The 3,021-nt window shown below is 72.9% G+C and carries 4 protein-coding genes; 3 read left to right on the top strand and 1 reads right to left on the bottom strand.

What is annotated here, in order from left to right:
- Positions 1 to 591 (top strand): pentapeptide repeat-containing protein (locus FNQ90_RS17930; RefSeq protein WP_182607313.1); only part of this gene is annotated, 591 nt, incomplete at its 5' end.
- A gap of 246 nt (positions 592 to 837) precedes the next feature.
- Here FNQ90_RS17930 and FNQ90_RS17935 read toward each other — a convergent pair.
- A complete protein-coding gene (locus FNQ90_RS17935; protein WP_143623820.1) occupies positions 838 to 1,335 on the bottom strand; it encodes a hypothetical protein in 498 nt (165 codons plus the stop codon).
- 157 nt (positions 1,336 to 1,492) lie between these two features.
- Here FNQ90_RS17935 and FNQ90_RS17940 point away from each other — a divergent pair, with 157 nt between their 5' ends.
- Positions 1,493 to 2,062, top strand: coding sequence for a Uma2 family endonuclease (locus tag FNQ90_RS17940; protein WP_323380034.1), 570 nt, complete (start codon positions 1,493 to 1,495; stop codon positions 2,060 to 2,062).
- Positions 2,063 to 2,617: 555 nt separating this feature from the next.
- Positions 2,618 to 3,007: a hypothetical protein gene (locus tag FNQ90_RS17945; protein WP_182607315.1), complete on the top strand. Its 390-nt coding sequence runs from the start codon at positions 2,618 to 2,620 to the stop codon at positions 3,005 to 3,007.
- Positions 3,008 to 3,021: the final 14 nt, after the last annotated feature.

Raw genomic sequence — 3,021 nt, forward strand, 5'->3', positions numbered from 1 at the left:
CCGTACCTCGGCCCCGGCTCCGACCACGACGCGGAGGAGTTCACCGGCGTCGACCTCTCCGGCGAGGACGGCGGCGGCGCCGCCTTCCTGGAATGCCTGCTGCGCGACTGCGTCCTGGACGAGACCCGGCTGCGCGGCGCCCGTCTGGTCGACTCCCTGCTGGAGAACGTGCGCGGCCTGGGCGTCGGCTTCGCGGAGGGCGCCCTGCGCGACGTGGAGTGGCGCGACGCCCGCCTCGGCGGCGCGCAGTTCTTCGGGGCCGAACTCAACCGGGTGGTGTTCCGGGGCGGGAAGATCGACTACGCCAACTTCCGGCAGGCCGGCCTCACCGACGTCGCCTTCGTCAACTGCGTGCTGGTCGAGCCCGACTTCGGCGGGGCCAAGCTGGAGCGGGTCTCCTTCGAGGGCTGCGAGGTGCGCGGCGCGGACCTCTCGGCCGTGCGGATGACGGACGTGGACCTGCGCGGGGTCACCGGCCTGGAGATCGCGCGCGGCGTGGAAGCCCTCGCCGGGGCGATCGTCACCCCGACCCAGCTCCTCGACCTCGCGCCCGTCCTCGCCGCCCACCTGGGGTTGCGCGTCGAGCCCTGACGGCCCCGGGCCGCCGGCCCCGGGGACCCGGGCGGGGGCCGGTCGCCCCGGGCGGCGCCGGGATCGGCGGCCCGAACCCTCGGGGAGCGAGTGGTCGGAGGGGCGGGCGATCGCCGGGGCGCCGGCCGGGGACGGGGTGCGCCCGACGCCCCGTCCGCACCGGGAGGCGCCCGGGACCGGGCCGGAGTCCCTCACCGGCCGGTGTCGGCCCCGGCCGGGGTATCCGACCCGGGCGGCCCGACGTGCTCAGACCCGGGGGAAGCGTGCCCGCAGGTCCCACACCACGGGGTTGTCGGCCAGCTCCTCGTGCATGTCGGCGAGGTCCGCCAGCAGGTCGTGCAGGAAGTCCCGCGCCTCGCGGCGCAGCTCGGAGTGGAGCACCGAGAGCGTCGGCTGATCCGCCGAGGGGTGCTCGGGCGCGATCTCCACGTGCCCGAACCGCCGCACGAACAACCACACGTCCGCCGACTCCGGGAAGTCCAGCGCGGCCCGCTGCGGCTTGGCCGCCCGACTCCCCATCGGGTCCCGGTCCAAGCGCTCGGCGATGTCGCACAGCGCCCACGCGAAGTCCAGCACCGGCACCCAGCCGCGCGCGGTCGCCAACTCCTCGTCCCGCTCGGTGTCGGCCAGGTACACGTCCCCGGAGAACAGGTCGTGGCGCAGCGCCTTCACATCCGCCCGCCGGTAGTCGGTCTGCGGCGGGTCGGGGTAGCGGGAGGAGAGCGCGTAACCGATGTCGAGCATCCCCCGATGCTCCCACGCCGCACCGGGCCCACCGGTCGGGGCGTGGGACGGTGATGAGGGCGGTGAGATGGGGGAGCCGTCACCCGTCCGCATGGATTTCACGCCGCCGGTCGCCCGTTCCTCACCCCGGGGCGGGCGGCGACGGGAGAGTGTTCCCGTGACGAGTGGAACACGGCGATACGACGCGACCACTGAGCCGGAGGACTTCGAGGAGCGGAACGCCGGCGTGCCGGAGGGGTGGCGGGTGGAACTGATCGACGGCGAGACGCACGTCTCCCCGCCGCCCGACGGTTGCCACGGCGAGACCGTGGCCGAGGTGGCGCGTGGGATCACGCTCGGCGCCGTGGACACCCGGTTGCGGGTGTACACCGGCGTCGGCCTGCGGATCCCGGGGCGGGGGCGGCCCGATCGCTTCATCCCCGATGTGGTGGTGGCTCCCAAGGGCAGCTTCGCGACCTCGGCCGAGTACCACGCCCCCGACGCGGTGGTACTGGTCGGAGAAGTCACTTCGTCCTCCACCGCTGATCGGGACCGGGGTCCGAAGCGGCGTGGTTACGCCCGTGCCGGAACTCCGGCGTACCTACTGGTGGACCTGACGACGGCCGAGACCATCCTGCTCAGCGAACCGGTGGGTGATGAGTACCGAACCCACCGACGAGTCCCCCTTGCCGCCTCCCTGCGCCTTCCTCCACCCCTCGACTTCACTCTCGACACCGCCGACTTCTGAGCACAGGTGGATTCTCCTCGCTCCCGGCCAACGAGGGCTCCGCAGGGTCTGTGTGCTGAGTACCGACTCCCCGTGTCCTGCCTCACGCTTTCGTGACCTGCGTCGTCGTGTGTCGTCCGGCTCTCCCGCCGGCGCGTTCAACGGAGCTCCACGACAGGGAAGTCGTACGTCCCGGTGGGTGGTAATGGTGCCGCCCCGGTGGAGGGGAACGCCGGGGCGTGTACACCGACGACGGTGTCCCGGGTGGGCGCGTACAAACCTTCCGGGAGCCGCCGATGCCACGCGGGATCGCTCGGGGTTTCGGGTGACGGAAAGCCGGCGTGTTCGATTCTTCCGGCACGTGAGACGGGGGCTCGAATTTTTCCGGTAGCGCGCGTTCCGTGTTTTTCTGGTCACGGAGGGGAATGACTCACCGGGAATCACCCGGCAGGGTGAGGAAGGTTGGCGGGGAGCGAAAGTGAAGGAAAATCAGATCATCTCGGAATGGTGCTGTGAGGTCGTGCGCGGCCGGGTGCGGGGAGCCGTTTCCCCGTGTGTCTCCCGGGGGCGGTGCCGATGAGGGCGGGCGCGTTCCGGTGCGAGGTGATCGCCCGATGCCTGGAGTCGCAGGGCGAGTGGGTGCTCGCGAGTCGTTCGGTCGGTTCCCCGCGCCTGGCGTTGCGATGGTTGCAGGAGTGGGCCGGGCGGCTGGCCGAGACCCCGGGCTCGGAGGAGGGTGAGACCTCCCCCTCCTCACTGCACGGCTGGCCGGCCGACCGCCGGCACCGGGAGCGCCGGGCGGCGCTGCTGGCCGCCGGGCGGCCCGTGCGGTTCCTCGTGGACGTGGTGGACCGGATGGGCGGCGGGGGCGGCACGGTGGCCGTTCGCTACACGCTCTCCTGCCGCCCGATCCTGCCCGCCCGGTCGCTGCGGCCGATGCCGGCGGAGTTCCCGGAGGCCGTGTAGGGGCGGGGAGGGGG

It is taken from the genome of Streptomyces alkaliphilus (assembly GCF_014141535.1).
Classification (GTDB): Bacteria; Actinomycetota; Actinomycetes; order Streptomycetales; family Streptomycetaceae; genus Streptomyces; species Streptomyces alkaliphilus.

Bases quoted from the DNA above. Each gene is read 5' to 3' on its own strand.
- FNQ90_RS17935 (WP_143623820.1), bottom strand. From the start codon at position 1,335: ATGCTCGACATCGGTTACGCGCTCTCCTCCCGCTACCCCGACCCGCCG.
- FNQ90_RS17945 (WP_182607315.1), top strand. From the start codon at position 2,618: ATGAGGGCGGGCGCGTTCCGGTGCGAGGTGATCGCCCGATGCCTGGAG.